This is a genomic window from Jiella soli (genome assembly GCF_020615385.1).
Taxonomy (GTDB): Bacteria; Pseudomonadota; Alphaproteobacteria; order Rhizobiales; family Rhizobiaceae; genus VKMB-3413.
On sequence record NZ_JAJAVB010000025.1, the window covers coordinates 575598 to 598561 of the forward strand.

Here is a 22964-nt window from a genome sequence, read left to right on the forward strand (position 1 = left end):
AGACTTGGCGGATCCCGGCGTATTCGGCCGACATCCCGTCTCGATCTGCCCACCGACCGAAGGACCTTCCCGTGAACATCGAACTCTTGAAGCGCCTGTGCGAGACTCCGGGCGTACCCGGCCGCGAACATCGCGTGCGCGATCTCATCATCGAAGAGGCGAAGGGGCTCTTCGACGAGATCCGCACCGATACGCTCGGCTCGCTGATCTGCACCCGCAAGGGCAAGGGCGAGAACCCGAAGAAGCTGATGCTGCTCTGCCATATGGACGAGATCGGCTTCCTCGTCTCCCATGTCACCGACAAGGGCTTCATCAATGTCGATCCGGTCGGCGGTTTCGATCCGCGCAACCTGTTCTCGCGCCGCGTTCTCGTCTGCACGGAGACCGGCGACTACAAGGGGGTGATGAACGCCGAGGGCAAGCCGATCCACATCCAGTCGGCCGAAGAGCGCAAGAAGATGCCGGAGCCGAACGAGTTCTTCGTCGATATCGGCCATGGCGAGGCGACGAAGAACCTCGTCCAGGTCGGCGATTACGTCGTGATGAACGAGCCCTTCGAGGAGATGGGCGAGAAGATCGTGTCGAAGGCGCTCGACAACCGCATCGCCTGCTGGCTCGGGCTTGAAGCCGTCCGCAAGCTCACGGAGGAGGGGCACAGCCACGATTGCGAAGTGGTGGTCGCCTTCACCGCGCAGGAGGAGGTCGGTCTCAGGGGCGCCAAGACGGCAGCCTACGGCATCAAGCCGGACATCGGCATCGGCGTCGACACGACGCTGGCCTGCGACACGCCGGGCGTGCCCGACAAGGACCGCACGACGTTGCAGGGCGCCGGCTTCGGCCTCCACATGAAGGATGGCTCCTTCATCGCCGATATCGGCCTGGTGCGCGAGATCGAGGCCCTGGCGAAGGAGCGCGGCATCGCCTACCAGCGCACCATCCTCGCCCGCGGCGGCCAGGACGGCGCGGCCGTGCAGCAGGCGGCGGCGGGCTCGCGGGCCGTCGGCATCGTCGTCGGCACGCGCTACATCCACACCGTCGCCGAGATGATCGACAAGCGCGACCTCGAAGCCGCCCGCGAGATCCTGACGGCGATCATCGCCGCGCATTGACGCTCTGGCGGCCGCGAGCGTCTCGTGGCCGCCATCTCCATCCGCATTTGCCGCGATGAGCGAAACGGCCCGCCGGGCAGACCGAGGACGAAGCGCCGGGAGCCTCGATTGCCCCGGTGCTCGCCCGCGCTTTCGCCGGGCTCTATCGCCTCAGGACGAGCGACTTCCGCCCGCCGTCTCGATCAGAGCTGCTCCAGGATTGCCTCGGCGCTCGACTTGTCGGCCTGGCCCGGGCTCTCCTCGACGTTCAGCGCCTTGACCGTGCCGTCCTCGACGATCATCGAATAGCGCTTGGAGCGCGTGCCGAGCCCGGCGACCGACAGGTCGATGTCGAGGCCGAGCGCCTTTGTGAACTCGCCATTGCCGTCCGACAGGAACAGGATCTTACCGCCGGCCTCGCTCGACTTTTCCCAGGCGTTCATGACGAAGATGTCGTTGACCGCGACTACGGCGATGGTGTCGACGCCCTTGGCCCGGATCTCGTCATTGTGGGTCAGGAAGCCCGGCAGATGGTTCATCGAGCAGGTCGGCGTGAAGGCGCCGGGCACGCCGAACAGGACGACTTTCTTGCCGGAGAAGATGTCGCCGGTCGAAAGGTCCGCCGGTCCGTCCTCCGTCCTTATCTTCAAGGTTGCGTTCGGAATCTTGTCGCCAACGCCGATTGCCATGTCGTCTTCCCCAAGCCGTGCCGCATAGCGGCGTGTCCGCGGCCCGTCCGGCCGCCAAGGGCGGCATTTGGGACGTGACGCCGGCTTGTCCAGCGCCGATCAGGAACCTGGTGCGACGGGCAGACTGTCGGCGGCGATCGACCGGTCGCCGGCGGTGAACACAGCATCGACCGCGCTGGGTGCGCCTTTCTCGCCGCGCGGCCGCTCCAGGATCGGTACGGTGAAGACATAGCTGTCGCCATCATGCACCGGGGCCGCCGGCTCGTCGAAGAACCAGCCCCCCGGCGCACTGACGAAGAGATCCGGGCGGTCTGCCTTGCCTGCGACGTCGACGCGTATTGTCAAAGCGTCTGCTGATGCAGCGGTGATCGCCGGGTCGATTGTCCCGATCTCGCCATTCGCCTTGGGCAGGGCCGAGAAGGCGCTCTCGACCCCGGTCTGCGCGTTTGCATCGTCCGCCGTCAACGTGGCCTGTACGGGAATGCAGATGTCATGGCAGACGCCGAGCATCACCGAAGCGGTGATCGGCCCCAGCGTCTCGCCCTTGCGGGGCGTCAGGGTGAAGGCGGCTGCGAGCGGCGCGTCATAGCCATTGGAGCGGGCAAAGCCTTCGCCGAAGCGATGCGGCGCGGGCAGGCGCAGTTCGGCGTCCTCAAGCCCCTTCGTCGCGGAGAAGTCGATCGTCGGAGGGATGCCCGCTGCGCCGGGATCGATCCAGTAGGTCTTCCAGCCGGGCGCGAGATCGATCATCAGCGCGCCGCGGACGCTGCCATCGGCAGACGGCGCCTCGCGCAGGAGTTCCACCGTTACCTGGTCGGTCACAAGTGAGGACTGCGGCGCTGCGGCGATCGCCGCGGACGCTGAAAGGGCGAGACCAGCGAGCGAGACCGCGGCCGCGAGCAATCTCGTCAAGGCAAGCCAATGCCGGCGCAACTGCGCCCCGGCGCCGCGGCGAACGGAGATCCTATTGTCCGCGAAGAAAAATCTCGGTGTCTGCATAACGATTGATTGTACCTCCGGCCAGGGAAACCCCTCGCGTCCGACACTATCTCCAAGGCGTGGCAATTCTGCGCTGGCATGTTGCGGAAGTCGATGCCACCATGTCGTGAAGTGAATGTTGACGGCATTCCAGACTGCCGAGGAAGTATGGACGTCGATCTCGATCTTGAAGGCGAAGGGGTGGCGCATTCGCTGGAAGGCCACTTCCTGATCGCCATGCCGAACATCTCGGACGAGCCCTTCGCCCGGACCGTCATCTATCTATGCGCGCATTCGCCGAACGGCGCCATGGGTTTCATCATCAACAAGGCGCAGCCGGTGAGCTTCCCGGCGCTGCTCACGCAGATCGGCGTGGTCGAGACCGAGGACGACATCCGCCTGCCCGAAGGCGGGCGCGAAGTCTCGGTCTGCATGGGCGGTCCGGTCGAGAAGGGGCGGGGGTTCGTCCTGCATTCCGACGACTATGATTCCGAATCGACCGTTCCCGTCGCAGAGAAGATCTCGCTGACCCCGACCATCGACATCCTCAAGGCCCTGTCGGAGGGCGTCGGCCCGCGCACCGCGATCATGGCGCTCGGCTATTCCGGCTGGGCTCCGGGGCAGCTCGAAAGCGAGATCGCCGCCAATGGCTGGCTGACCTGCAAGGCCGATCTCGGCATCGTCTTCGACGCCGATCTCGACAACAAATACAGCCGCGCACTCGGCCTTCTCGGGATCGAGCCGGCCTTCCTGGCCGGCGAAGCCGGACACGCCTGAGCGGTCCGCCGGCCAGCAGTCGAACTCGACCCGCCCCAGGCGCTCATGCCCCTCTGCCTGCCGCTTCGCTTGCTGAGCGGCGGATCCTCCGCTGCGTCCTCCGCAAGAACGCCCCTCAGCTGGCGCGCTTCATCCCGTTCATGCGGTCGCTGAGCATGCGGCTGGCGGCCTCGAAAGTGAGCGGCGGCGAGAACATGAAGCTCTGCGCATATTCGCAGTTCAGCTGGCGCAGCTGGACGACGTCGAGATCGCTCTCGACGCCCTCGGCCACGACCTTCAATCCGAGATCGTGCGCCATGGTGACGATCGAGTGGAGGATGATCGGCCGCTGCGGCTGGTTGTTGTTGCGCAGGAAGGACTGGTCGATCTTCAGCGTCTCGAAGGGGAAGCGCATCAGATAGGCGAGCGAGGAATAGCCGGTGCCGAAATCGTCCAGCGACAGGCCGACGCCGAGCTGGCGCAGCCGCGTCAGGAGCTGTGCCGAGCGCTCCGGATTGTCCATGACGAGCGACTCGGTCAGCTCGAGCTTGAGTGTCTCGGGCGGTAGCCGGTAGCGCTCGAGGACCGTCTTCACGTCGGCGATGAGGTCCTGGCGGATGAGCTGGCGGCTGGAGATGTTCACCGACATGAAGAGCGACATGTCGCCGGTCAGGCGTTGCAGATCGCCGAGTCGCTTGGCCGCTTCCTCCAGCGCATACTGGCCGAGCTGGACGATGAGACCGGTGCTCTCGGCGACGGGCACGAATTCGGCCGGGGAAATCGCGCCGCGCTTCGGATGCTCCCAGCGCATCAGCGCCTCGAAGCCGGCGACGGCGCCGCCGTCGAGCCGGACGATCGGCTGGAAGGCGAGTGACAGCTCGCCCCGCTCGAAGGCGCGCCGCAGGTCGGATTCGAGCTGCAGGCGGCCGGAGCCGATGGTCTTGTAGGCCGGGCGGAACGGCTCGATGCGATCGCCACCGAAGCGCTTCGCCTGGTACATGGCGAGTTCGGCTTCCTTCAGAACCTCTTCCGGCACGGCCTGCTCGGCCCAGCCGGACAGGCCGATCGAACCGGTGAGCACGATCTCCCGATTGGCGAGCATGATCGGCGCCTTGATCGCCTCGCGCAGCATTTCGGCGAAGGCCGCGACGGCGCCGACCTCGGTCTCGGAAACGAGGATCAGGCCGAACTGGTCGCTGCCGAGGCGGGCAAGCGAATCCTGCGGCTTCAGGATGCGCTTCAGCCGGCGCCCCACGGTGAGGAGGATGGTGTCGCCGGTGGCGATGCCGAAATCGTCATTGACCTGTTTGAAGCGGTCGAGATCGATCACGAAGATCGTCGGATGCACATCCGGTCGCGTCTCGGCGAGGATGCCGATCGCCTGCATCCGGTCCATGAAGAGCTCGCGGTTGGGAAGCCCGGTGAGCTGGTCGTGCAGTGCGTCATGGAGGAGCCGCTCCTCGGCCTTCTTCAGGTCGGTCACGTCCTTCAGCGTGCCGACGCAGCGCACGACCTCGCCGTCCGAGCCGAGCACCGGTCGGGCCCTCAGCGAGACCCAGTGATAGTGCCCGTCCTCGTCGCGCAGGCGGAATTCCTGCGAAATCCGCCCCCGGCGGTGTTCGAGAATGGTGTCGAGCGTCAGCTTGAAGCGGTCGCGGTCGTCGGGATGGAGGACCGGCAGCCAGTCGCGGGCCGGCCCGTTCATCGAGGCGATCGGCATGCCCGCCAGAGCCTCGCCATCGGCGCCGGCGAAGATCCGGTCGCGCGAGACGTCCCAGTCGAAGACCGCGTCGCCGGTGCCGGCCAGGGCCAGCGAGCGCCGTTCCATGTCGGAGAGGAGCCCCTGCGCGAAGGTGCCGCCGGCAAAGGCGTGCTGCATGACTGTGAAGCCGATCAGGAGCACGATCAGGACGAGGCCGCCGCCGAGCGCCGGCTGGATGATGTCGTTGTCGATGCGTCCGGTGATCGTCATCCAGCCAGCCACCAGCCAGAGGATGATCAGGCACCAGGTCGGAATCAGCATGACGGCGCGGTCGAAGCCGTGGAAGGCGAGGCCGATGATGAGGGCGAGGCCGATGCCGGCCGTGGCGGCGAGCGACAGGCGCGCAATGCCCGATGCTATCACCGGATCGAAGACGGAGAGCGCCCCGAGGCCGGCGAGCAGCAGCAGCCAGAGGACGAGCGAGATCGAGACGGCCCGGTGCCAGCGGTTGAGGTTGAGATAGGCGAACAGGAAGATCGCCAGCGAGAAGGCGAGCGCCGCCTCTGTGCCGGCGCGCCAGATCGGCTCCTGCCCCGGCTGGAGCGGCATCAGCTTCTGCCAGAAGTCGAAGTCGATGCAGATATAGGCGAGCACCGCCCAGGCGAGGGCGGCCGCCGCCGGGAACATCGCCGATCCCTTGACCACGAAGAGGATGGTGAGGAACACCGCGAGCAGGCCGGCGATACCGAGCACGATGCCGCGATACAGGGTGAAGGCGTTGATCGTGTCCTTGTAGGCGTTCGGCTCCCAGAGCCGAAGGTCCGGCAGCTTCGCCGAGGTGAGTTCGGCGACGAAGGTGATCACCGTGCCCGGATCCAGCGTGACCAGGAAGACGTCGGCGTCCGAGCTCGGCTGGCGCTCCAGCGCGAAGCCCTGGCTGGGCGTGATCGAGGCGATCCGCTGCGATCCGAGATCGGGCCACAGAAGGCCGGAGCCGACAAGTCGGAAGTGCGGTGCGACCACCAGCCGGTCGATCTGGTCGTCGCTGTTGTTGGCAAGCGCGAAGACCGCCCAGTTGCCGGAGGCGCGCGGCGACTTCGCCTCGACCTCGATCCGCCGCACGATGCCGTCGGCGCCCGGCACCGTCGCCACCTGAAAATTGTTGCCGCGATTGCGGTAGATGTCCGTCGCCGGCTTCAGGTCGATCGCCGTGTCGTCGCCGGAGATGCTGACCGGCTCCAGCGCCCATGCGGGCGCGGTGAGCGCGGCCAGCCCCAGTACGCCTGCCAGAAGCGACAGGAGGACAAATCGCCCGAACAAAAACCGCATGCTGTCTTGCCAGCCCCACCGACCCGTGAACGTCATCCCGAAGCCGGCCTCAAGCGGCCGGCGCCGCGGCGCGCGCACGCTCGGTAGCCTTGGAACACGACCATTCTTCGGCGGTGAGGGCGTAAAGACAATGATCCTCCCAGCGTCCGGCGATTTTCAGATAGCTTCGCAGAAGTCCCTCTCGGGTGAAACCGCATTTTTCCAGAAGCCTGATCGACCGCGCGTTGGACGGAAGACAGGCCGCTTCGATCCGGTGCAGGCCCTCGAGGTCGAAGACGAACATCTTGATCGTCTCGACCGCCCGGAACATCAGCCCGGCCCCGGCATATCGCTCCCCCATCCAGTAGCCGAGGGTGCAGCACTGGGCCACCCCGCGGCGGATATGGCCGACGGTTATCCCGCCATAAAGCGTCGTCCCGGCTTCGTCGAAAAGGAAGAAGGTGTAGCCGGTTCCCTCCCGGGCCTCCTGGTTGTAGCGCCTGACGCGCTGACGATAGGCCGCCCAGGAGAGTTCGTCCGTCGTCCACATCGGCTCCCAGGGTCTTAGGAATTCGCGGCTGTCGGAGCGAAGGTCATGCCAGAGCGTGTAGTCGGACCGCCGCGGCATGCGCAGGGTGACGCCGTCGCCGGCGAGCGCCGGGATCTGCGGCCGGCTGAAGTGGTCGATGACGCTCATCGTCCCGCATCAGTGCCCGGCGGCCGCTTTGGTCGCGTCCACCGGCGAGCCCCGCAGCCGGTCGGCCATGGCGTCGACGTCCGGCAGTTTGTTGACCGGTCCGATCGCCGCCAGGGTCGGCCTCGAGCCCAGGAAGATCCGCCCCGCCAGATCGGCAAGCCGCGGCGCGGTGATCGCGTCGAGACGTGAGATCAGCTCTTCGTTGGAGATCGTCGAGCCGTTGAACAGCAGCTGGCGGGCCATCTGGCCGGCGCGGGAGGCGGGGCTTTCCTGCGACATCAGGAGATTGGCCCGCATCTGTGCCCGGGCTCTCGTGACCTCGGCCTCGCTGATCCCGTTCGCCGCTTCGATCAGCTCGTCGACGATGACCGGGGCGAGCTCGGCGAGTTCCTCCTCGCCGGTGGCGGCATGGACGCCGAAGATGCCGGTGTCGGAGAAGCTCCAGTGAAAGGCATAGATCGCGTAGCAAAGCCCCCGCCGCTCGCGCACCTCCTGGAACAGGCGCGAGGACATGCCGCCGCCCAGGATCAGCGACAGGACCTGGCTGGCGTAGAAGTCGCGTGCGTAATAGGGCCGGCCCTCGAAGCCGAGCACCATCTGCGCGTCCATCAGGTCGCGGGTCTGGCGGAATTCACCGCCGCGATAGGTGGCCGGCGTGCGCGGCTCGGCCTCGTCCGGCAGGACGGACGGCGCGTCGGCGCCGAACACCGAGCGGATCTGGTCGACGATCGCTTGATGCGAGACCGCGCCGGCCGCTGCGACGACCATCTTGCTCGGCGCGTAGTGGCGGGCGAGATAGCTCCTGAGATCGTCCGGCGTGAAGGACTTCACCGTCTTGCGCGTGCCCAGGATCGGCCGACCGATGATCTGGCCGCGATAAGCGGTTTCCTGGAAGTGGTCGAAGACGATGTCGTCCGGCGTGTCCTCGGCGGCGCCGATCTCCTGCAGGATGACCTGCTGCTCGCGCTCGAGTTCGGCCTCGTCGAAGCGCGAGTCGATCAGGATGTCGCTGAGGATGTCGAGCGCCAGCGGGACGTCGTCCTTGAGGACGCGCGCGTAATAGGAGGTGGACTCGACGCTGGTGGCGGCATTGAGGTCGCCGCCGACATCTTCGATCTCCTCGGCGATCTGGCGGGCCGTGCGCCGGCTCGTCCCCTTGAAGGCCATGTGCTCCAAGAGATGGGCGATGCCGTGCTCGCGGTCCAATTCGTCGCGGGCGCCGGCCTTCACCCAGATGCCGAGCGCCGCGCTTTCCAGCGTCGGCATCGTCTCGGTCGCGATGGTCAGCCCGTTCGACAGGCGCGTGATGTCGACGCTCATGCCTCGGCTCCCTCTGTGACGGCGCGCGAGCGCGCGGCGATGAAGGCCTCGACGGCGTCGAGTTCGCCGGGCAGGCGATCGAACCGTTCCTGCTTCTGCATGAGGTCGGCATGGCTCGGCGGCAGCGCGGGCGAGACGTCCGCGGCGGCCTTGACCGATTCGGGGAATTTCGCCGGATGGGCCGTCGCCAGCGTGATCATGGTCTCTTCCCCGGACAGGCGTTCCGCGACATCGACGCCGACCGCGGTGTGCGGGTCGAGGAGATAGGCGGTCGAGCGAAGCGTGCGCCGGATCGTTGCGGCGGTGGCCGCTTCGTCGGTGGCGCCGGCGGAAAATTCCGCAAGGACCGTCGAAAGCACCTCGTCCGGGAGGGTGAAGCTGCCCGACTGCGACAATTGCTGCATCAGCCGCCGGACGAGATCGGCGTTCCGCCCGCTCGCCTCGAAGATCAGGCGTTCGAAATTGGACGAGACCTGGATGTCCATCGAGGGCGACATCGTCGCGTGGACGCTGCCGGTCTCGTAGCGGCCGGAGGCCAGCGTGCGCGTCAGGATGTCGTTCTGATTGGTGGCGATGATCAGTCGCTCGACGGGAAGGCCCATGCGCTTGGCGGCATAGCCGGCGAAGATGTCGCCGAAATTGCCGGTCGGCACGGTGAAGGAGATCGCACGGTCGGGGGCGCCGAGGCTCGCCGCTGCGGTGAAGTAGTAGACGATCTGGGACATGATCCGGCCCCAGTTGATCGAATTGACGCCGGAAAGCTGCGACCGCTTGCGGAATTTCTGGTCGTTGAACATCGCTTTGACCAGTGCCTGGCAGTCGTCGAACGTGCCGTCGACGGCGACGGCATGGACGTTGTCGGAGCCGGACGTGGTCATCTGGCGCTGCTGGACGGGCGAGACACGGCCGTGCGGGAAGAGAATGAAGAGGTCGGTGCGGTTCGAGCCGGAAAAGGCTGCGATCGCCGCGCCGCCGGTGTCGCCGGAGGTCGCGCCGACGATCGTCGCGCGCTGATCTCGCTCGGAAAGGACATAGTCCATCAGCCGGGCGATCAGCTGCATGGCGACGTCCTTGAAGGCGAGCGTCGGCCCGTGGAACAGTTCGAGCACGAAGTGCCCGGGCCCGAGCTGCACCAGCGGTGCCACCGCCGGATGCGGGAAGGTGGCATAGGCCTCGTCGATCATGCGCCTTAGCGCCGGGGCCGGAATGTCATCGCCCACGAAGGGCGACAGGATCTCGAAGGCGACCTCCGGATAGGGCCGGCCGGCGAATCCGCGGATCGTCTCCGGCGCAATCTGCGGCCAGCTCTGCGGCAGATAGAGACCTCCATCCGTCGCAAGTCCCGCCAAGAGCGCATCGGCGAAACCCAGGAGCGGAGCCTCCCCCCGCGTACTCACATACCTCACGTCGTCTCCACTTCGTGTCGGATCGGCCGGATCGGCCCGGCGCTCCGTCTTGCCATCGGGCCGTTCGGTCGCCTAACCCGTGAAGGGCTGATATAGAACGGCCCGTCACATTAAGGGAAGAACCGACCGATGCATATGGCAAAGGCCCTGAGGGGGGCCCAGAGGGGGGCGGTGATCGCCGCCGCGCTTGGACTGATGTCGGCCTGCACGTCGACCAATCTCAACTCAGATCTCGCCCAGCCGAGCCAGGATCCGGCCAAGCCGGCCTATGCCGAGCAGGCCGTCGGCACGGAGGCGCCCTTCTGCCCGAACATCACCCTGCGCGAAGGAACGGCGATCCTTCAGCGCAAGGTCGGCGAGAAGCTGGACTATCAGGCTTCGATCGCCCAGGCGACCCGCGACTGCCGCATCGTGAACGGACAGTTGCATATCGTCGTCGGCGTGATCGGGCGCGTGATGCCGGGTCTCGGCGCGACGACGCGTGCGGTCGAGTTGCCGATCCGCGTCGCCGTCACCAGCGGAGAATCGGTCGTCTATTCCAATCTCGGCAAGGTCACGGTCCAGATCACCAAGGGCGGCATCGCCCAGTCGTTCAAATATGTGGACGACGGGATCACGATCGCGCAGCCGTCATCGCGTGCTGTCCACATCTTTGCCGGCTTCGACGAAGGGCCGGCGGAGTAGCCATCGCGCCTCGCCCGACGCGGCGTTATCGCCGCGTCGGCGCCGACATGCGGGGCCGCTTGCCTGGCTCACGCATAGGCATAGGGCCCGCCGCGCTTCAGCCCGCGCCGATAGGCCGGGCGGTCGTGAATGCGCTGCAGGAAATCGCGAAGCTTCGGCCGTTGCTCATAGCCAACGCGTTTGGCTGCCGTCTCGACCGGAAAGCTCATCATGATGTCGGCGACGGAGAGTTCGGGTCCGGCAAACCAGCCGCTCGCCCCGATCGAGGCCTCCCAGTGGTCGAGATGGAGCGCGATCTGCGGGCGCACCAGCATCTCGTCGACCTTCTCCATCGCGGCCTTCAGGATCGGCTTGGCGAAAAACGGCGCCCGGTCCGGGATCATGTCGAGAACGAGCATCAGGAAGAGCGGCGGCATGGCCGAGCCCTCGGCATAGTGCAGGAAGTGGCGGGCGGCCCAATAGTCGTCGCTCTCCGGCGGCGGCGTCATCCGGCCGTCCGGGTCGTGGCGTGACAGGATGTATTCGAGGATCGCGCCGGTCTCGGCGATCGTGCGGCCGTCCTCCGTGAGGACCGGCGACTTGCCGAGCGGATGCACCTTCTTCAGCTCCGGCGGCGCCTGCAGGTTCCGGGTCCGCTCGTAGCGGATGATCTCGTAGGGGACCTCCAGCTCTTCCAGAAGCCAGAGCACGCGCTGCGAACGCGAATTGTTGAGATGGTGGATGGTGAGCACCGAGGGGCCGTCCTTCGTCGCCGACAGGCTTTCCAGCAAGATAGACCGGGGAGGCGGGTCCGCAATCGCGCCGGCCCCGGCCGCTGCGGCGCAAATGCAACAGTTGCGGCCTTCCCACTTCGGTCTCGGTCAGTCCGGTGCGGCATTTGATCCAGATCAATCGGACCAGGCGCCGCCGATCCTAAGCCTGCCATGTCAATTCTGGCAGGATGAAGAGTACCGAAAATGAACAAGCTTGGTGTTGCGTTACAGCTCGCGGCAGCGATGGGCGCCGCTCTGGTCATGACGAGCCAGGGCGTGCGCGCGGCGGACTACGAACTGGGCGGCGTCCCGGTCAAGGAGGCGCAGAGCCCCTGGCAGGTGCGGCTGCGCGGTCTCGGCGTCATCACGCGGGACTCCGACCGCGTCGACGGCGTCGCGGGATCCGACCTTTCCTATTCGGACACGGTCATTCCGGAACTGGATATCTCCTACTTCTTCACCGACAACATCGCCGCCGAGTTGATCCTCGGCACGACCTACGCGAATGTCGACGGGGAGGGATCGCTCGCCAGCCTCGGTCAGGTCGGCAAGACGTGGATCCTGCCCCCGACGCTGACGCTGCAGTACCACTTCAATGACTTCGGCGCGTTCAAGCCCTATGTCGGCGCAGGCGTCAACTACACGATCTTCTACAATCAGGATGGGCGCGCCGCCGACGATCTCGACATCGAGAACTCGTTCGGCGCGGCACTCCAGGTCGGCTTCGATTACATGATCGACGACAATTGGGGCTGGAACGTCGACGTGAAGAAGATCTTCCTGAGACCGGACTTCGACGTCACGGTGGGCGGCAACAGGCTGCACGGCAAGGCCGATCTCGATCCCTGGCTGATCGGCACGGGTATCACCTACCGCTTCTGACGCAGTCCGGCCGGTCTCGCGCCCCGGGTTCCGTGCACCCTGAGCGTCAGAGACCGGCCGCGCTGCGCAGCGCGGCGTTGACACGTTCCTGCCAGCCGGGACCGTCCGCCTGGAAATGCTCCAGGACGTCGCGGTCGAGCCGCAGCGAAACCATCTCCTTCGCCCCCGGAACGGCAGCCGCACGGGGCGCGGGTTCTGGGGCTTTGGGCGCGGGCTTCTTGAAGACTGCCTCCGCCGCTGCGCGGGGATCGGTGGGACGTCTGGCCATGACGGGCTTCCTGCGGTGCCGAAGCGCTGGCCTGCGGGCGGGGCACCGGCCCGAACGCAGGTCTTGAATAAGAGGCTGTCGCGGTGGCCGGATCAGACCGGTCGCCAGTCCACCGTAAGGTTTTCGCGGAAGGCGAAGCGCTGGAGATGTTCGGCGACGACCTCCTGCATCCGGGCGAGGTTTGCCTGGTCCTCGACCGCGAGCGTCATGTGGATCTCGCTCTCGGTCGCGGTCAGCGCGAGGGACTGCGCCGCGTCGAAGCGCACGACGCCGTTCCGCGGATCGAATGTCGTCTCGAACTTGTGGCTCCAGTGCTTGCAGAGCTGCTGGAGATAGCGGCTGGCATTGTCTGTGGCGACATGGGCTTCGGCGGATGGCATCGGACTACCTCTTGCGAGCGGCGGGCGGGCGGCCGGAGCGGGTCGGCCCTGGGTTCTCTGGCTTGGCGTCAAGGCGCGGGACGGCCGCTGGATCCTTGTGGCGCTGCCGCTTCTTCAACCCGTCGCCGACGCCAGCCGCCGGCGCCATGCCCGGCAACGATCCAATAGACGAGAGCGAAGGAGATCGAGGCCACGATGATCGCGGTCTGGACGCTCATATGCGGCACGTTCGAGCCATAGGCAACGAACAGGATCGCGACGCCTCCGATCAGCCCGGCGGTGACGTGGAGCAGCACCGAGGGCAGCGCCAGGAACTCGGTCATCACCATGAAGACCAGCCATGGCACGATCGCGACGGCGCCGACCTGCACCGCCTGCGCCGTGAAGACGAAGCCGGCATGCAGCAGGAAGACCGGGTCGGAGAGAGAGGCCGGCGTGAATGCGATGAACGGCCATAGCAGCGCGAAGGCCGCCGTCAGGCAGGCGGCGATGTAGCCGATCGGGATGACGAAGAGAAAACGCAGGACTGTCCCCATCGCGGATCTTCACTCTGTTGCCGATCGACGAGCCCGGGACGCGCCCAGCGCGACTGCCGATGCCGGGTGTAACCTTTCCGGTGCCGGCTGCGAATACCCCGCCGAACCGGAGGATTCGCCGATGCCCAGCAAACTATTCGCTGCCGCGCTGATTTCGAGCCTGTCGCTCGTCTCGGCCGCGGCAATCGCCTCGCCGGCTGCGGCCGGAGCGCGGCATGTCGTGGAGCTTTTTACCAGCCAGGGCTGTTCGTCCTGCCCGCCGGCCGACGCGGTCCTCGCGGGGCTTGCACTCAGGACCGACCTCCTCGCGCTCGGCTTCCATGTCGACTACTGGGACGCGCTTGGCTGGAAGGACACGCTCGGCTCTCCCGCCCATTCGGCCCGCCAGCGCGCCTATGCCGGCGCGCGCGGCGACGGCCAGATCTATACGCCGCAGGCGGTCGTCGACGGCCAGGGCCACACCGTCGGTTCGAATGGCAGGGCGATCGGCCAGATGATGCTGGCCTCTCCGCTGCCGGTCGATCTGGAATTCGCCGGCGACAGCGTCTTGGTGGCCGCCGGAAAGGGCTCGGGCTCGCTCTGGCGCGTCGACTATACCGGCAAAGCCGAAGTGCCGATCGGGCGCGGAGAGAATTCGGGCCGCACCGTCACCTATGTCAACGCCGTCCGCGGCATGACTCTGATCGGCCGCTGGAACGGCAAGGCCGCGAGATATCCTCTCGGCGCCTGCGGCTCGGCGCGAGGTGCCGACGCCTGCGCGGTCATCCTGCAGGCCGGCGACCAGCGCCGGCCGGGAGCGATCCTCGGCGCCGCCACGCGCTGACGGCGCGCGTTCGCCATGGCGCATGACCTGCGGCCGGCTCAACCGGCCGCGAGCTCGCTGATCCGCGACGCTTCCAGCTCGGTGCGCTCCTTCTTGCGCATCCGCTCCGATTCCGATTTCAGCTGCCCGCAGGCGGCGAAGATGTCGCGGCCGCGCGGCGTTCGGATCGGCGAGGCGTAGCCAGCCTGGTTCACATAGTCCGCGAAGCGCTCGATCTGGTCCCAGTCGGAGCATTCGTAGCGGCTGCCGGGCCAGGGATTGAACGGGATCAGATTGATCTTGGCGGGTATCCCGCGAAGGATCCGCACCAGTTCCTTCGCGTCGGCGAGGCTGTCGTTGACGCCCTTCAGCATCACATATTCGAAAGTGATCCGCTTGGCGTTGGACAGGCCCGGATAGGCCCGGCAGGCATCCAGCAGCTCGGCCAGCGGATACTTCCTGTTGATCGGCACCAGCTCGTCGCGCAACTCGTCGCGCACGGCGTGCAGCGAGATCGCCAGCATGACGCCCATCTCCTCGCCGGCCTTGCCGATCATCGGCACGACGCCGGAGGTCGACAGGGTGATCCGGCGCTTGGAGAGCGACAGGCCTTCCCCGTCCGACGCCACGGCGAGCGCTTCCTTCACACTGTCGAAATTGTACAGCGGCTCGCCCATGCCCATCATCACGACATTCGTCACGAGGCGGCCCTCTGACGGCACGATCGCGCCGGCCGGCGTCGCAGCGTCCGGAAAATCACCGAGACGGTCGCGGGCGATCAGGATCTGGCCGACGATCTCATCGGGGGTCAGGTTGCGGACCAGGCGCTGCGTGCCGGTGTGGCAGAAGGTGCAGGTGAGGGTGCAGCCGACCTGGCTCGAAACGCAGAGCGTGCCGCGGCCTTCCTCAGGGATGTAGACGGTCTCGATCTCGACCGGCCGCGCGGCGCCCTTCGCCGGGAAGCGCAGCACCCATTTCCGCGTGCCGTCGACCGAGATCTGCTCGGTGACGATCTCCGGCCGGGCGATCGAATAGGCGTCCGCGAGCTTCTGACGAAGGTCCTTGGCGACATTGGCCATCTGCGAAAAGTCGGAGACGCCGCGCACGTAGAGCCAGTGCCAGAGCTGCTGGGTGCGCATGCGCAGCTGCTTTTCCGGAACGCCCACGGCGGCGAGAGCCGCGCCGAGCCCCTCTCGCGACAGCCCGATCAGCGAGGGCTTCTCCGCACCGGCCTGCACGGACGCAGCATTCGCCGCTGCCTGGCCGGCAAGGGCCGCGGCAGAGGGCGTCGGACGGGAATTGGCGAGATCGATGGAGACGGCCACGGGCTTTCCTCTTCCGAATGCGGCGCTGCCACGCAATGGCGCAAGCCGCCTTTCGGCGAACGGGACAATGTCGAGATTACCCGCAGACATGCCCTTTCATGCCGGCGAGTTCAAGCCGTCGCCGGAATCGGACTCCTCAAATGCGCGAGCGCCGGAGAGGTCGGCGCTCGTCAGATCCGGCCGAAGGTGGCCGGCTCGGCGAAACTGCCAGGCCTGCTACTTGCAGTCCTTGATCGAGTTCAGCGCCGCGGTGACGCCCGACAGCGAATAGGTGTAGCTCGTATTGGTGCCGCGATCGGAAGTCGCGTCCACCTTGAGCTGCCGGCCGGCCTTCAGCGCGGCGACCAGCTGCGGCTCCTCGGCCGCGTTCTCCATCCACGCCGACTCGCCCTTGACGAACATCGTCCAGTTCTTGCCGTCGATGTCCAGCGTGACCTTCGAGCCCTCCTTGAGCTTGTAGCCCATCACCGCCTGCGGCTCATAGGAGACCCCCTGGCCCGGCTTTTGCGAGACCAGGAAAAAGATGTCGCCGTGGTCGACGCCGCTCGGCTTCTTGGTGGTCGGCGTCGACAGAATGTAGCAGACCTTCCCGCCCGAGCCCGCATAGGCATAGGTGCCCCAGGCATTGAACTGGTTCATGCGGGTTGGGGTCTGCGCCGCGCCAGCGGCGCTCGAGAAGATCAGAATGGCCGCCGCAGCCGTCAGGATTTTCGAAAGGTTCATGGTTCCCTGCTCTTCGGTGGTGCCTAAGGTCTGGCTGCCTCCACGCCCGCCGTCGCGCTCGGCGTCGGTCCCGGAAGCGATGATCCTCGGCTACACTAGACCCGGCCCGTTTATCGATGGTTAAGAGTTGGCAAAGATTGCCTCACACCGTCGAACGAACGGGGCGCCGGATCCCGGCGAAACCGGCCGGGAACGTGAGGATCCCGCTATGCCAAGTCACGAATTGTGAAAGAAGGAAGGAATCCGGCGACAGTTTGACGCCTTGCCGAAAGGGCCGGCGCGGGCACAAGGCTCGCGCCAGATTTGGGAATGCTCGCGGGGAGCAAGAGGCGCGTCGACCTGGTAGCCTACGGGCCGATCTTCGCTCCGCGCTGTCAGCGTTGGATCTCGCCGAGTGTGTCCCTCGCCCGGGCGTAGTGCTCCGGCCGGATGTTGTGTCGCACTGCCTGGAAGGCTGCCCAGAGAACGGCGATATCGTCCGTGAAGCCGAGCCCGAACATGATGTCCGGGATGAAATCGATCGGCAGGACGAAATAGGCGAGCGCGGCAAAGAGGATGCCCCGGGTCGAGGCGGGGGTTTCGGAGTCGATCGCGCAATAATAGGAGGCGACCACATCCTCCATGAAAGGAATGTGGCGCAGGGCCCGCCGCACGGTGTCGAAGAAGCCGGAGCGCACGCGCTCTTCGCGCTCCGCCTGTTCCGCCTGCGAGCCCGGTCGCAAGATCTCGCCGATCTTCGCCTTGTCGAACGCCATCGCCATCTCCCGTTTGGTCGCCTTACCGGCTAAATGGCGAGGTCCCGACGAGGCCTCAAGGGGTGCATGCAAACGCCTCGCGGCCGATTAGCGTGGCCACGCCGCGACTTGCCGCTGTTCGCCCCGGCGCCGGAGCGCTTTGCGAGCCCTCCTCTCAGCCGAACTGGCTGGCGAAGCTTGCGATCGGGAGAGGGGCGTCGTCGCGCTCGCGAACGGGGGCGCTCGCCGGGCGCTTGCGCAGCGCGAAGGCCTCTTCCATCAGATAAGGACCGCCGCCGACGGATTCGCGCGAGGAGAACAGCGCAAACCGATCGACACGGAACGGCGGCGTGCCGAAGCCGCCGCGCAGTGCGAGGTAGCGCGCCACCTCATCGGCCTTCGGCTGGCGCAGCCTGGCGACGGTGACATGCGGCACGAATTTGCGCTGGTCGGTGGGCAGCCCAAGCCGCTTGGCCGCACGATCGATATCGGCCTGCAGCGCCGAAAGCTCGGGCGAGGCCTCGACGCCGGCATAGACCGAATGCGGCTTCTTGGAACCGAAGGCGGCGAGGCCCTTGAGGGCGATCTGGAAGCTTCCGCGCTCGATGCGGTCGAGTGCGGCGACGATCTCGTCGGCCAGGCGCGGTTCCACGTCGCCGAAGAAGCGGAGGGTGAGGTGGTAGTTCTCCGGGTCGATCCAGCGCGCCGAGGGCAGCCCGCCGCGCAGGAGCGACAGGGACAGCGAGACGTCCTGTGGGATTTCGAGGGCGGTGAACAGTCGCGGCATCGGATAACCCTCCGTGCGTCGTTGCCTTCCAGAGAAGACTTTCATCAGGAGAGCCATGTTTCAAGGACAGGGCAGCCTTGCGCGGGCCCCGATCGCATTGCCGCGGCCGCAATGCACAACTATTCTATCGGCAGTCGGGAGGCTGGCGGCGGAGTGCGCCGCGATCTGCGCAAGGGGATTGACCCATGTCGTATCTTCCGGCCGAGCCGAACGTCGAAGATCTTGGCCACAGCGCCGCGTCCGTGCCCAAACTTGGAGCGGACGGCAGGCTCGGCACGATCCGGCGGCTTGCGGCAAGCGAATCGACTTTGCTGTTCGGCCATCTCCAGCGCCTCGATCCAGAGACCCGGCGCATGCGCTTCGGAAGTCCGGTCAACGACGCCTTTCTTCAACGCTATGCCGATTTCGCGCTCGGAACGGACACGCTCGTCAAGGGTCTCTTCGTCGACGGCGAGCTGCGGGGGATCGCCGAGCTTCGGTTCCTTACGGGCCGGTCCGACGAGGCCGAAGGCGCCTTTTCGATCGAGCGGAATTTCCAGGGCCGGGGCCTCGGCGGCCGGCTGTTCGGCCGGCTTCTTACTGCGGCGAAGAACCGCGGCATCCGCCGGCTCTACCTCACCTGCCTCCGGGACAACCGCCGCATGCAGGCGATCGCGCGGCACTACGGCGCCGAGCTCAGCTTCGTCGAGGGCGACGCGGTCGCCGAACTGACCGGCCAGCGTCCCGATGCCGCGAGCATTGCCCAGGAATGGGCCGAGGAGAGCGAGGCCTTCGTCTTCGCCATGATCGAGTGGCGCCAGCAGAGCGCGCTCATGCTCTTCGAGCCGCTGCGGCGGCTGGCGGCGAATGCGGGAAGCGTCTTCAGCCGGCTTTGACGGTATCGAGGGTCTTTTCGATCAGCGGCAGGATCTTCTTCACGATCACCGCGACCCCCTCGGGATTGGGGTGCATCGCGTCGGCCTGATTGAGATCCTGCTGCGCCGCGACGCCCTCCAGGAAGAAGGGGTAGAAGGCGACTCCGTATTTCTCCGCAAGCTCCGGAAAAATGGCATCAAAGGTCTTCGCATAATCCGCGCCCATGTTCGGCGGCGCCATCATGCCGGCAAGGATCACCGCCTGCCCGCGGCCGGTCAGCTTGCCCAAAATGGCGTCGAGATTGTCGCGCACGATGCCCGGCGAGACGCCGCGCAGCGCGTCGTTGGCGCCGAGCTCGACGATGACGAGATCGGCATTGGCGGGCACCGACCATTCGAGCCGGGCGAGGCCGCCGGTCGTGGTGTCGCCGGAGACGCCGGCATTCGTCACGGTGACGTCGTAGCCGTTCTGTCGCAGCGCCGCCTGCAGCTGCTCGGGAAAGGCCTCGCCCGGGCCGACGCCATAGCCCTGCGTCAGACTGTCGCCGAAGGCGACGATCTCCAGCCGGTCGTCGGCCGGCGGGGGTCCGGAGGCGGTTCCGCCTGACGCTGTCTGCGCCGCCGCCGCTGCGCAGAAGCCGAGCCATGACAAAAACGTCAGCATTGCCGCGATCTGTTGGAAGCGTTGCATCGCACACCCATATTGCGAAAGCCCGAGCGGGGGCTGTTTCGAGAGACCGAACAGGGCCGGCCGGGCGGATATAGGAGCAGGCGAAGTTGGCGGAAGCGGCGATCCGATTACGAAACGTTCAACTGACCCTCGGCTCCGGTCGCAGCTCGGTGCATGTCCTGAAGGGGATCGACCTCGATGTCGAGATAGGCGAATCCGTCGGCATCGTCGGGCCCTCGGGCTCGGGCAAGTCGACCCTCCTGATGGTGCTGGCCGGCCTCGAACGCGCCGATTCCGGCGAGGTCGAGATCGCGGGGCGGTCGCTAGTCGGCCTCGGCGAAGACGATCTGGCGGCGTTCAGAGGCCAGAACATCGGCATCGTCTTCCAGTCCTTCCACCTCATACCCAACATGACGGCGCTGGAAAACGTCGCCGTTCCGCTCGAACTCGCTGGCACCGGCGATGCCTTCGCCCGGGCCGAGCGCGAGCTTCGCAATGTCGGTCTCGCCGACCGGGTGACGCATTATCCGGGCGAGCTTTCGGGCGGCGAGCAGCAGCGCGTCGCCATGGCGAGGGCGCTCGCCCCGGAGCCGGCAATCCTCATCGCCGACGAGCCGACGGGCAATCTCGATCAGGAGACCGGCCGCCAGGTTGCCGATCTCCTGTTTTCCGAATGCGAGCGGCGCCACATGACCATGGTGCTCGTCACCCATGATCCGGCGCTCGCGCATCGCTGCAGCCGCGAGATCAGGGTCCGCTCGGGCATGATCGGCGACGCCACTGGGACCGGCGCCGATGTCGGCGCTGACAGGATCCCCGCGCCGGCGGCTGCGGGATCCGCCGCGCAAGCGGACGCCATATGACCGCGATCGACAGTGCCGCCAGCTATGCCGGCACCGGCTCCGGGTCGCCGGCCGGCCGTCTGGCCCGGGCCCGCCTTGCCTGGCGCTTTGCTTTGCGCGAAATGCGCGGCGGGCTCTCCGGCTTCTACATCTTCCTGGCCTGCATCACCCTCGGCGTCGGCGCGATCGCGGCAGTGAATTCCGTCGCGACGATGATGACGACCGGCATTGCCGCCGAAGGCCGTGCGATCCTCGGCGGAGATCTGCGCTTTGCGCTCATCCAGCGGCAGGCGACGCCGGAGGAGGCCGACTATCTGAAGAGCCTCGGCGATGTCTCGAGCGCGGCTTCGCTTCGCTCGATGGTCCGGCTTTTAGACGGCAGCGACCAGTCGCTGACCGAAGTGAAGGCGGTCGATGGCGCCTATCCGCTCTACGGCGAGGTCGAGACCGAGCCGCAGCGGCCGCTGGAAGACTTCCTGGCCGAACGGGACGGGCGGTACGGTGCGGTCGCGGCAAGCGAATTGTTCGAGCGGCTGGGGGTCCAGCCGGGCGCTGTGGTCGATCTCGGCGGCATCGGGATCGAGCTGCGCGGCGTCCTCACCCGCGAGCCGGACGTCTTGTCGGACGGGATCAACTTCGCGCCGCGGCTGATGATCTCGAGAGCGGCGCTCGAAGCTTCCGGCCTCGTCCAGCCGGGCAGCCTGGTCGAATACGACTATCGCGTCCGGATGAAGGATTCGGCCGGCGCCAAGGCCGCCGAGGAGGCCGCGCGCAAGCGCTTCCCCGATTCCGGCTTCCAGATTCGCACGGCGCATGAGGCAGCGCCGGCGCTGCAGAGGAACATCGAGCGGTTCTCGCAATTCCTGACGCTCGTCGGCCTCACCGCCCTCATCGTCGGCGGGGTGGGCGTGGCGAACGCCGTCGGTGCCTATCTCGATTCCAAGCGGCAGGTGATCGCGACCTTCAAGAGCCTCGGCGCCAGCGGCGGCTTCGTCGTGACCGTCTATCTGATGCAGATCATGACGCTTGCCGGGCTCGGCATCGTCGCCGGCTTGATTCTCGGGATCATCGCGCCCTTCGCGACGGCACGGTTCCTGGAAAGCATCATCCCCGTCGCGGCCGAGGCGTCGGTCTATCCGCCGGCCTTGCTCCTGGCGGCCGCCTTCGGCGCGCTCACGGCGCTCGCCTTCGCGCTCATCCCCCTCGGGCGCACCCGCGACGTCGCCGCGACCGCCCTGTTCCGGGAGGCCGGCGGATCGGGAGAGGGGCGCATGCGCTGGTCCTATCTCGGCGGCGCGCTCGTCCTTGCGCTGCTGATCGCCGGCCTCGCGCTCTTGATGGCGAGCGACAAGCGCGTGGCGCTGATCTTCCTCGGCGGGACGGCTGCCGCCTTCGTCATCCTGCGCGGCGTCGCCATCGGCATCGAATGGCTGGCGCGCCGCGCGCCGCGCATCGCCTCGACGCCTCTGAGGCTCGCCATCGGCAACATCCACCGGCCGGGCGCGCTGACGCGGTCGGTGGTCCTGTCGCTCGGCCTCGGCCTGACGCTGCTCGTTACGCTGGCGATCATCGACTTCGACCTGCGCCGGGAGATCGGCACGGGCATGGCTTCCCGGGCGCCCGACTTCTTCTTCGTCGACATCCAGAAGGACCAGATGACGGGCTTTGCGAAGCGGATCGACGCGCTTGCCCCCGGCTCGCATCTCAACACCGCGCCGATGCTGCGCGGCCGCATCGTCAAGCTGAACGGCGAGGATGTCTCGAAGATCAAGGTGCCGCCTGAGGGGGCCTGGGTGCTGAAGGGCGATCGCGGCGTCACCTATTCGCCGACCGTGCCGGAACACTCGACGGTCACCGAAGGAAAATGGTGGCCGAAGGACTATCACGGCGCGCCGCTCGTCTCCTTCTCCGACGAGGAGGGCCGCGAACTCGGCCTGAAGGTCGGGGACACGCTGACCGTCAACGTCCTCGGCCGCAACATCACGGCGACGATCGCGAACTTCCGCAAGGTGGAATGGGAGTCGCTGTCGATCAATTTCGTCATGGTCTTCTCGCCGGACGCGTTCGCCGGCGCGCCGCATTCCTGGCTCGCCACGCTGACGATCCCCGATGCGGGCGAAGCGGCGGAAAAGGCCGTCGTGAACGGCGTCACCAACGCCTATCCGGCGATCACCACGGTGCGCGTCAAGGAGGCGCTCGACGCGGTCAACGACCTCATCGCGCAACTGGCGCTGGCGATCCGCGTCGCCGCCGCCGTGGCGCTGGTCGCTTCCGTGCTGGTGCTCGCGGGCGCGCTCGCGGCCGGCAATCGGGGCCGGGTCCACGACGCCGTCGTCCTGAAGACGCTCGGCGCGACGCGGCGGACCCTCATCCGCGCCTTCGCGACCGAATATCTTCTGCTCGGCCTTGCCACCGGCATCTTCGCCATCGGCGCCGGCGCTCTGGCGGCTTGGTTCGTCGTCTCCGAGATCATGGCGCTGCCCTTCGTCTTCGACTGGACGGTGGCGCTGACGACGCTCGTCGTCTCACTGGTCTTGACGGTCGGCTTCGGCCTTCTCGGCACATGGCGCATCCTGGGGCAGAAGGCGGCGCCGGTGTTGCGCAATTTGTGACTTCGGGAGGATGGGTCTCCGGCCGGTTCGCTCTCACTGTCGATAACGCAGAATTAATCCTGACTTACGCGGAATTGTTTCGATCGCACCGGCCCGCTCTTGTGTTGAAAAGGGCCAATCCGCATATTGTGGTCAGGACTGCTGGGGGTCCCGCCAGCGGCGCCTCCGT

General features: G+C 66.8%; 23 protein-coding genes. 8 read left to right on the forward strand and 15 right to left on the reverse strand.

Annotation, left to right across the window (positions count from 1 at the left end):
- Positions 1 to 71: 71 nt before the first annotated feature.
- Positions 72 to 1109 (forward strand): M42 family metallopeptidase, encoded by a 1038-nt coding sequence (locus LH400_RS17105; RefSeq protein ID WP_229154105.1) that lies wholly within the window; start codon positions 72 to 74, stop codon positions 1107 to 1109.
- 182 nt (positions 1110 to 1291) lie between these two features.
- Here LH400_RS17105 and LH400_RS17110 read toward each other — a convergent pair whose 3' ends face one another.
- Positions 1292 to 1777: a peroxiredoxin gene (locus tag LH400_RS17110; protein ID WP_229154107.1), complete on the reverse strand. Its 486-nt coding sequence runs from the start codon at positions 1775 to 1777 to the stop codon at positions 1292 to 1294.
- Positions 1778 to 1876: 99 nt separating this feature from the next.
- Entirely contained in the window at positions 1877 to 2689 is an 813-nt protein-coding gene (locus LH400_RS17115) for a protein-disulfide reductase DsbD domain-containing protein (protein WP_229154108.1), read from the reverse strand.
- Between the two features lie 234 nt (positions 2690 to 2923).
- Between LH400_RS17115 and LH400_RS17120 the strand changes: the two genes are divergently transcribed.
- Complete coding sequence (locus tag LH400_RS17120; protein WP_229154109.1) at positions 2924 to 3532, forward strand: YqgE/AlgH family protein; 609 nt, start codon at positions 2924 to 2926, stop codon at positions 3530 to 3532.
- A gap of 115 nt (positions 3533 to 3647) precedes the next feature.
- Here LH400_RS17120 and LH400_RS17125 read toward each other — a convergent pair whose 3' ends face one another.
- Genes LH400_RS17125 through thrC form a run of 4 tightly spaced genes read right to left on the reverse strand, consistent with a single transcriptional unit; the run spans position 3648 to position 9944 of the window.
- On the reverse strand, positions 3648 to 6542 hold the full coding sequence (locus tag LH400_RS17125; protein ID WP_229154110.1) for an EAL domain-containing protein: 2895 nt from the start codon (positions 6540 to 6542) through the stop codon (positions 3648 to 3650).
- A gap of 49 nt (positions 6543 to 6591) precedes the next feature.
- Positions 6592 to 7218, reverse strand: coding sequence for a GNAT family N-acetyltransferase (locus LH400_RS17130; protein WP_229154111.1), 627 nt, complete (start codon positions 7216 to 7218; stop codon positions 6592 to 6594).
- Positions 7219 to 7227: 9 nt separating this feature from the next.
- Entirely contained in the window at positions 7228 to 8538 is a 1311-nt protein-coding gene (locus LH400_RS17135) for a M16 family metallopeptidase (protein ID WP_229154112.1), read from the reverse strand.
- Entirely contained in the window at positions 8535 to 9944 is a 1410-nt protein-coding gene (gene thrC / locus LH400_RS17140; RefSeq protein ID WP_229154113.1) for a threonine synthase, read from the reverse strand. Before thrC ends, LH400_RS17135 begins: the two co-directional genes overlap by 4 nt.
- A gap of 129 nt (positions 9945 to 10073) precedes the next feature.
- On the opposite strand from thrC, the gene LH400_RS17145 reads away from it, so the two are divergent.
- A complete protein-coding gene (locus LH400_RS17145) occupies positions 10074 to 10628 on the forward strand; it encodes a hypothetical protein (protein WP_229154115.1) in 555 nt (184 codons plus the stop codon).
- A gap of 68 nt (positions 10629 to 10696) precedes the next feature.
- On the opposite strand, the gene LH400_RS17150 is transcribed toward LH400_RS17145, so the two are convergent.
- On the reverse strand, positions 10697 to 11359 hold the full coding sequence (locus LH400_RS17150; RefSeq protein WP_229154439.1) for a glutathione S-transferase family protein: 663 nt from the start codon (positions 11357 to 11359) through the stop codon (positions 10697 to 10699).
- A gap of 282 nt (positions 11360 to 11641) precedes the next feature.
- Here LH400_RS17150 and LH400_RS17155 point away from each other — a divergent pair, with 282 nt between their 5' ends.
- Complete coding sequence (locus LH400_RS17155; RefSeq protein WP_370638424.1) at positions 11642 to 12262, forward strand: OmpW/AlkL family protein; 621 nt, start codon at positions 11642 to 11644, stop codon at positions 12260 to 12262.
- A gap of 46 nt (positions 12263 to 12308) precedes the next feature.
- Here LH400_RS17155 and LH400_RS17160 read toward each other — a convergent pair whose 3' ends face one another.
- The 3 genes from LH400_RS17160 to LH400_RS17170 form a co-directional block, all read right to left on the reverse strand.
- Entirely contained in the window at positions 12309 to 12530 is a 222-nt protein-coding gene (locus LH400_RS17160) for a BrnA antitoxin family protein (protein ID WP_229154119.1), read from the reverse strand.
- 92 nt (positions 12531 to 12622) lie between these two features.
- On the reverse strand, positions 12623 to 12910 hold the full coding sequence (locus LH400_RS17165) for a DUF2218 domain-containing protein (RefSeq protein ID WP_229154121.1): 288 nt from the start codon (positions 12908 to 12910) through the stop codon (positions 12623 to 12625).
- Positions 12911 to 12978: 68 nt separating this feature from the next.
- A complete protein-coding gene (locus LH400_RS17170) occupies positions 12979 to 13446 on the reverse strand; it encodes a hypothetical protein (RefSeq protein WP_229154124.1) in 468 nt (155 codons plus the stop codon).
- Between the two features lie 121 nt (positions 13447 to 13567).
- On the opposite strand from LH400_RS17170, the gene LH400_RS17175 reads away from it, so the two are divergent.
- Complete coding sequence (locus LH400_RS17175; protein WP_229154126.1) at positions 13568 to 14269, forward strand: DUF1223 domain-containing protein; 702 nt, start codon at positions 13568 to 13570, stop codon at positions 14267 to 14269.
- A 38-nt stretch (positions 14270 to 14307) separates the two neighbouring features.
- Here the strand turns inward: LH400_RS17175 and rlmN are convergent, their stop codons facing one another.
- From rlmN to thpR, 4 genes are all read right to left on the reverse strand, one after another.
- Positions 14308 to 15486, reverse strand: a complete 1179-nt coding sequence (gene rlmN / locus LH400_RS17180) for a dual-specificity RNA methyltransferase RlmN (protein ID WP_491014614.1) — start codon at positions 15484 to 15486, stop codon at positions 14308 to 14310.
- Between the two features lie 303 nt (positions 15487 to 15789).
- Positions 15790 to 16296, reverse strand: coding sequence for an invasion associated locus B family protein (locus LH400_RS17185; protein WP_229154130.1), 507 nt, complete (start codon positions 16294 to 16296; stop codon positions 15790 to 15792).
- Between the two features lie 374 nt (positions 16297 to 16670).
- Positions 16671 to 17051: a YkvA family protein gene (locus LH400_RS17190; RefSeq protein WP_229154132.1), complete on the reverse strand. Its 381-nt coding sequence runs from the start codon at positions 17049 to 17051 to the stop codon at positions 16671 to 16673.
- A 154-nt stretch (positions 17052 to 17205) separates the two neighbouring features.
- Positions 17206 to 17817, reverse strand: a complete 612-nt coding sequence (gene thpR, locus LH400_RS17195; protein ID WP_229154133.1) for an RNA 2',3'-cyclic phosphodiesterase — start codon at positions 17815 to 17817, stop codon at positions 17206 to 17208.
- Positions 17818 to 18002: 185 nt separating this feature from the next.
- Here thpR and LH400_RS17200 point away from each other — a divergent pair, with 185 nt between their 5' ends.
- Positions 18003 to 18692 carry a GNAT family N-acetyltransferase gene (locus tag LH400_RS17200; protein WP_229154134.1) on the forward strand — a complete coding sequence of 230 codons (690 nt, stop codon included), beginning with the start codon at positions 18003 to 18005 and terminating at the stop codon, positions 18690 to 18692.
- Here the strand turns inward: LH400_RS17200 and LH400_RS17205 are convergent.
- Positions 18679 to 19335 carry an arylesterase gene (locus LH400_RS17205; RefSeq protein ID WP_370638408.1) on the reverse strand — a complete coding sequence of 219 codons (657 nt, stop codon included), beginning with the start codon at positions 19333 to 19335 and terminating at the stop codon, positions 18679 to 18681. The genes LH400_RS17200 and LH400_RS17205 overlap by 14 nt on opposite strands.
- A gap of 113 nt (positions 19336 to 19448) precedes the next feature.
- Between LH400_RS17205 and LH400_RS17210 the strand changes: the two genes are divergently transcribed.
- The gene (locus LH400_RS17210; protein WP_229154136.1) at positions 19449 to 20204 is read left to right on the forward strand and encodes an ABC transporter ATP-binding protein; all 756 of its coding nucleotides are present in this window, start codon (positions 19449 to 19451) and stop codon (positions 20202 to 20204) included.
- On the forward strand, positions 20201 to 22795 hold the full coding sequence (locus LH400_RS17215) for an ABC transporter permease (protein ID WP_370638409.1): 2595 nt from the start codon (positions 20201 to 20203) through the stop codon (positions 22793 to 22795). Before LH400_RS17210 ends, LH400_RS17215 begins: the two co-directional genes overlap by 4 nt.
- Positions 22796 to 22964: the final 169 nt, after the last annotated feature.

Excerpts from the sequence above, each read along its gene's own strand:
- LH400_RS17110 (WP_229154107.1), bottom strand. The coding sequence starts at position 1,777 with ATGGCAATCGGCGTTGGCGACAAGATTCCGAACGCAACCTTGAAGATA.
- LH400_RS17120 (WP_229154109.1), top strand. The coding sequence starts at position 2,924 with ATGGACGTCGATCTCGATCTTGAAGGCGAAGGGGTGGCGCATTCGCTG.
- LH400_RS17125 (WP_229154110.1), bottom strand. The coding sequence starts at position 6,542 with ATGCGGTTTTTGTTCGGGCGATTTGTCCTCCTGTCGCTTCTGGCAGGC.
- LH400_RS17130 (WP_229154111.1), bottom strand. The coding sequence starts at position 7,218 with ATGAGCGTCATCGACCACTTCAGCCGGCCGCAGATCCCGGCGCTCGCC.
- LH400_RS17135 (WP_229154112.1), bottom strand. The coding sequence starts at position 8,538 with ATGAGCGTCGACATCACGCGCCTGTCGAACGGGCTGACCATCGCGACC.
- LH400_RS17145 (WP_229154115.1), top strand. The coding sequence starts at position 10,074 with ATGCATATGGCAAAGGCCCTGAGGGGGGCCCAGAGGGGGGCGGTGATC.
- LH400_RS17155 (WP_370638424.1), top strand. The coding sequence starts at position 11,642 with ATGACGAGCCAGGGCGTGCGCGCGGCGGACTACGAACTGGGCGGCGTC.
- LH400_RS17160 (WP_229154119.1), bottom strand. The coding sequence starts at position 12,530 with ATGGCCAGACGTCCCACCGATCCCCGCGCAGCGGCGGAGGCAGTCTTC.
- LH400_RS17165 (WP_229154121.1), bottom strand. The coding sequence starts at position 12,910 with ATGCCATCCGCCGAAGCCCATGTCGCCACAGACAATGCCAGCCGCTAT.
- LH400_RS17170 (WP_229154124.1), bottom strand. The coding sequence starts at position 13,446 with ATGGGGACAGTCCTGCGTTTTCTCTTCGTCATCCCGATCGGCTACATC.
- LH400_RS17175 (WP_229154126.1), top strand. The coding sequence starts at position 13,568 with ATGCCCAGCAAACTATTCGCTGCCGCGCTGATTTCGAGCCTGTCGCTC.
- LH400_RS17185 (WP_229154130.1), bottom strand. The coding sequence starts at position 16,296 with ATGAACCTTTCGAAAATCCTGACGGCTGCGGCGGCCATTCTGATCTTC.
- LH400_RS17190 (WP_229154132.1), bottom strand. The coding sequence starts at position 17,051 with ATGGCGTTCGACAAGGCGAAGATCGGCGAGATCTTGCGACCGGGCTCG.
- thpR (WP_229154133.1), bottom strand. The coding sequence starts at position 17,817 with ATGCCGCGACTGTTCACCGCCCTCGAAATCCCACAGGACGTCTCGCTG.
- LH400_RS17200 (WP_229154134.1), top strand. The coding sequence starts at position 18,003 with ATGTCGTATCTTCCGGCCGAGCCGAACGTCGAAGATCTTGGCCACAGC.
- LH400_RS17205 (WP_370638408.1), bottom strand. The coding sequence starts at position 19,335 with ATGCTGACGTTTTTGTCATGGCTCGGCTTCTGCGCAGCGGCGGCGGCG.
- LH400_RS17215 (WP_370638409.1), top strand. The coding sequence starts at position 20,201 with ATGACCGCGATCGACAGTGCCGCCAGCTATGCCGGCACCGGCTCCGGG.